Origin of the sequence: Geothrix sp., assembly GCF_049292215.1 — a bacterium.
Classification (GTDB): Bacteria; Acidobacteriota; Holophagae; order Holophagales; family Holophagaceae; genus Geothrix.
This window is the reverse complement of record NZ_JBATQW010000049.1, coordinates 1-5,238: the sequence shown is the minus strand read 5'-3', so window position 1 is coordinate 5,238 and position 5,238 is coordinate 1. Positions and strand designations below refer to the sequence as shown.

General features: G+C 66.4%; 4 protein-coding genes. All 4 read right to left on the bottom strand.

Features of this window, described 5'->3' with window-relative positions:
- Positions 1-132: 132 nt before the first annotated feature.
- Positions 133-1,392, bottom strand: a complete 1,260-nt coding sequence (locus WAS25_RS08400) for a PepSY-associated TM helix domain-containing protein (protein ID WP_422311074.1) — start codon at positions 1,390-1,392, stop codon at positions 133-135.
- A gap of 37 nt (positions 1,393-1,429) precedes the next feature.
- A complete protein-coding gene (locus WAS25_RS08395) occupies positions 1,430-3,832 on the bottom strand; it encodes a TonB-dependent siderophore receptor (RefSeq protein ID WP_422311073.1) in 2,403 nt (800 codons plus the stop codon).
- 215 nt (positions 3,833-4,047) lie between these two features.
- The gene (locus tag WAS25_RS08390; protein WP_422311072.1) at positions 4,048-4,587 is read right to left on the bottom strand and encodes a response regulator transcription factor; all 540 of its coding nucleotides are present in this window, start codon (positions 4,585-4,587) and stop codon (positions 4,048-4,050) included.
- On the bottom strand, positions 4,580-5,238 hold a 659-nt coding region (locus WAS25_RS08385), incomplete at its 5' end, for a sensor histidine kinase (protein WP_422311071.1). The genes WAS25_RS08385 and WAS25_RS08390, both read right to left, overlap by 8 nt.

The following is a 5,238-nucleotide window of genomic DNA, read 5'->3' as shown; positions in this document are numbered from 1 at the left end:
GGCCAGGGCCGCCGGGGCCGCCGCCGCCGTGCGCACCACGTAGCCCCGCGCCTGGATGGCCCGGGCCAAGCGGGTGCGGAAGACATCGTCGTCATCCACCAGCAGCAGGAGGGGTCGGTTTGCGGCCATGGCCTAGCCTGTGCTCCGCTGCAGCTGCACCAGCTTCCCCGCCCGCCGTTTCTTCCACCAGAGATAGACGCCGGTGATGCACAGCATCGAAATCACCAGGCCCGTGAAGCCGAGGAAGATGCGGTAGGGCAAACCCCAGACGCCCGCCGTGTGCAGGGCGAAGATCCAGTTATGGAATGTGAGCGTGGGGTGTTGGCCAGTGGGCAGGAACAGGTCCCGGAAGGTCCCGATCTGGCCATCGAGCACCATGAAGGTGCCCCCACCCTCTTGGGCAATGTCGCGGTCGCTGCGCACGGCGTAGAAGAACATGCCCTTCTCAGGTGAATACTGCAGGGCCTCCTCCGATACCACCTTGAATCCGCGAACCTGGGCCTGCTGGGCCATGTGCTGACGGCCCAGGGCGCGGGCCTCTGTCCAAGGCAGGCCGGGCTCGGGTCTCGGGGTCTTCAGGTCGGGCATGTTGGCGAACAAATCCGGCATGCGGAACACGGTCTTCATCACAGGCATGTAGACCATCTCGTTCAGGTTGAAGCCCACGCCCGTCCAGGCCAGGACCAGAAGCAGCATCCACACCCACAGGCCGCCCGCGCGGTGCAGGTCAAAGTTCACCCGGTAGGCCGTGCCCTTCCAGGTGAGGAGCCAGGAGCGCTTCCATCGGCCCAGCCAGGACTTGCCGGGGGGCCGGCTCGGCGCGGCCTCTTCCGCATCCTCGTCCTTCCGTTGCACGGTCACCGGAAAAGTGAGGTACAGGCTCACGAAGCAGTCGAATGTCCAAATCAGCGCCGCGAGGCCAAAGAGCCACAGGCCCACAGAACCGGGGATCGCCAGGCGGTAGTGCAGGTTGATCATCACCGCCAGGAAGTTCTGCCGGGTGATGGGCCAGAGTCCGTCGGTCATCTTGACCTTTTCCAGCAGCGCACCGGTATAGGGATCGAGGCGCACCACGTTGAATGGCAGATCCTGGGCCTTCTCGCCAGGGCCTTCGTGTGCGCCGAAAGCTACCGTGTAGGGCTCATCAGGCTTCACGTGCAGGGTCGTGCCGTTGAGCATCCCCTGCGGCGGAGCCAGGGCCAGGGCGCGGGCCCGCAGATCCAAGGGGTCCATCAGGGGTCCCTGGTGGGACACGGGCAGCGGCGGGTTCAGCCACCGGTCCAGTTGCGGGGCGAAGGCGAGGATGGCCCCCGTGAGCCCCGCCACCAGAATGAAGAAGGCCATGAACAGCCCGGCATACCGATGGACTTTCACCCAGAACTGGCGGTTCATGCGGGCCTCCGCTCACGGGACTGGACTGGGCGCGGCATCAGAACTCCACCCGCAGGGACAGCCGCAGGGCGCGGGGGTCTTCCCAGTTCTGGCCTGAGTAGGTGCCTCCGACATAAAGGTCCCGGTAGGCCTTGCGGTTGGCCAGGTTCTCCACGTTGAGCTGGGCCGTGGTCTTGGCCTTGCCCACCTTGAAGTCGTAGGCCGCCATGGCGTTCCACAGGGTGTAGCCCGAAGTGGGGATCGTGTTGCCATAGTCGGTGGCCGAGGCCCGCTGGGTGAAGCCACCGCCGACCTTCCAGCCCCTCGCCGAGGCCCCCTTGAAGTCGTAGGTGGTGGCGAGGCTGCTCTGGCTCCAGGGCACGTTGCCCAGGCGGTTGCCCACGATCCAGAAGCCCTCATCCGGGCTGCTCTTGCTGATCCGGATGTCCGTGTAGGCGTGGGTGAAGATCACATTCCAGCCGGGCCTGATCTCGCCCTGGATGTCCAGCTCAGTGCCCTTGCTGCGGATGGCGCCGATGGTGATGTAGAACTGCTGGTAGGGGGGCACGTCGGCCACCGCCACCCGAGTCTTCGTGAGATCGAACAGGGCCAGGCTGGCGGTCAGCTTGCCGCCGAAGAACTGCGTCTTAGCGCCTACTTCGGACTGCTTGGCGCTCTCGGGCTTGAGTGGTCGGCCGAAGCGGGTCTTCCCATAGGCAGCGGCCCCGAAGTTCTCGGTGTAGCTACCGTAGAGGCTCAGCCAGGGCTTGGCCTGCCACAGCAGGCCGAGGCGGGGCGTCAGTGCCGAGTCGTGGGTGCGGTCAAGCTCCTCCCGCACCCCCGTGCCACCCTGATTCGGTCCGGTGCCCGCGATCTGCCAGTTGTCCACCAGGCGGGCATCCTGCTGCCGCAGTCCCAGGAGCACATGAATGTTATGGGGAAATTCGATCTGGTCCTGCAGGTAGAGGCCCCAACTGTTGGTGCGGGAACCCGAAATGAAGTTGTCATTGGGGTCGATGGGCAAGGCCGGCACCGGCAGGGCAGGATGGAAGACATCCACTGCCACGGACATGCCCGTGGCGTACTGGTTTTCATAGGGGATGTCGTAACGGTAGTAGTCGGCACCGAAGAGCAGGGTGTGCTTAAGTGCGCCCGTAGTGAAGTGGCCGGTCAGATCGAGGATGGAGGCCGTGGTCTTGTTGCCCCCATGCACCTCCGCAGCCATGAAATAGGCCGACCAGATCCCGGCGTTCTTCTCGAATGAGGTCAAAAAGTAGTAGCCCCCGGGCGGCGAGGCGGTGGTGCCGTCGTTGCGGACGACCTGGTAGCGAAGGGACCAGTCGGCGTTGAACCGGTGGGCGAAGGTGAGGCCCACCAGGGTGTTCTTCATCGTGATGGGCGTGTCGGGCTGGTAGAGGGAGGTGCCCCAGGGCAGCCAGACGATCTGGTTGGTGTCCGTGTCAAAGGGCTGGGCATCCGAGAAGGGCGCGGAATGGGAGGTGTCGTGCTGGACTTTCAGACTGAGATCAGTCTGCGGGCTGAGAATCCACTTCAACGCCCCGGACACGAAGGTCCGGTCGTCCTTCACCAGGTGCCGCCAGGAGCCATCCTTCTCGTAGCTGACATCCACCCGGTAGAGCAGACTCTTGTCGGCGTTGATGGGGCCCGTGGCGTTCAGGTGGGTGGCATAGCGGTCCCAGGATCCGCCGATCTGCTCGAAGGCATATGCAGGAAGGGCCTGGGGCTGCTTGGTGACCGTGTTCACCATGCCGCCCGGCTCCACGCGTCCGTAGAGGATGGCCGCGGGGCCCTTCAGCACCTCCACGCTCTCCACATTGGTCATGTTGGTGGTGCCACCGACGATGTAGGAATCCATCCGGAACCCGTCGATGAAGGTGGTGGCGGTCGCGAAGCCGCGCATGGTGATCAGTTCTTGGAGCTTGCCCCAGGCGAAGCTGGAGACGCCGCTGACGTTGCGGATGGCCTGGTCGAGGGTGACGGCCTTCTGGTCGATGAGCACCTGCTGGGGGATCACCTGGATGGACGCCGGCGTCAGCAGGATCGGCGTGTCGGTCTTGGTGCCGGTGGTGGCCACGGTGGTGGCATAGCCCTGATCGGCCTCCCCCCAGATCTCCACGACCTTGCCCACCTCCACGGTCCTCCCCACCTGGATGTGCACGGCATTCCCGGCGGTGAACTCATGGGTCAGTCCCGTACCGTTCAAGGCGATGGCCAGGGCGTCCCGCAGTGAGTAGTGGCCCTTCACCCCGGGGCTCTGCAGGCCCTTTACGCCCTCCTTCGGGTAGGACATGTTGGCCCCAGTCTGCCTGGCCAGCGCCGCCAGGATCTGGGGCACCGGCTGGGGCCCCAGATCAAACTCGTAGGTGGGCTCATGGGCCTGGGCAGAGCCCGTAGCAAGGACGACGCAGAGTGCGGCGAAGCGGGTGGTCGGATGGGGCATGGGGGCCTCCTGCGGGTTGGTGGCAGACGGGGGCTGCGGAGCCACCCGAAGGGCCCCGGAGTGGTTTCAGATCACCGCTTCGCCGATCAAACTGCGATCAGCTGCGTCGGTTCATTGATTCCATTTTTGATACCAATTGACGGTATTTCCCCCATCCTGCCAGTCCACGCGGGGTTTCGCCTGCGTCATGTTGTCGCGGATCGGACTGCCTCGACCTACTTCGCCGGCCGCCTACGCGCGGCCTTCCGCTGCAGGCTGCGGCGGTGCATGCCCAGGCGTCGGGCTGCTTCGGAGAGGTTGCCGTCGCAGTCGCTCAGCACGCGCTGAATGTGCTCCCACTCCACCCGGGCCAGGGAGGGCGTGGCCAGGTCGGTGTTCAGGTCGGGGCTGGTCCCTTCCGGATTGAAGGCCGCCAGGATGTCATCCACGTCCGCGGGCTTGGTGAGGTAGTTCACGGCGCCCAGGCGCACGGCCTCCATGGCCGTGGCGATGCTGCCGTAGCCCGTGAGCATGAGCACCCTGGTGGTGGGGTCGATGGCCATCAAGCGACGCAGCAGGTCCAGCCCCGACTCGCCGGGCATCCGCAGGTCTAGCACCGCGAACTCGGGGCTGTCAGCCTCGGCGAAGGCGATGGCGGCCTCGGCGTCAGCGGCGGTGCGCACCTCGTAGCCCCGGGCTGTGATGGCCTTGGCCAGCCGCGCCCGGTAGGTGGCGTCGTCATCCACCACCAGGAGGGAGGGCTTGGACTCAGCCATGGGAAACCTGGGGCCAGCTCAGGTAGACCCGGGTGCCCTGCCCCGGCTGCGAGGTCACCCGCAGCTCGCCGCCCAGCTGCTCGGCGAAGGTGCGGGCCAGGAAGAGGCCCAGCCCCATGCCTGAGCCCGTGGGCTTGGTGCTGAAGAAGGGCTCGCCCACCCGGGCCAGCACTTCGGGGGCCATGCCGCTGCCGTGGTCTTCCACCTCCAGGCGCCAGGTGCCCGCGTCCTCTCGCGCGAGGATGATCACCGATCCGGGCCGGGGCGTGGCCTCCAGGGCGTTGGACAGCATGGCGCGCAGAGCCCGCACCAGCCCGCGGCGCGGCATGGGACCGCACCCTGCGGATGGCCACTGGAAGACCAGCCGGGACCGGTCCTCGGGCGCGAGTCCATCGGTCAATTCCGCCTCCAGGTCCGACCAGACCAGGGCCTGGAAGGCCTCACCCAGGGTGGTGCCACTGGGATCGGCCATCTGGTCCAGGATGCTGCGGCAGCGGCCCACCTCCTCGCGGATGAGGGCGGCATCCTGGGCGATGTCGGAGCCCGGCCCTCCCAGGGCTTCAGCGGTGCGCTGCAGTTCCTTGGCGGCCACGGCGATGGTGCCCAGGGGCGTGCCCAGCTCGTGGGCCACGCCGGCGGCTAGGGTGGTGA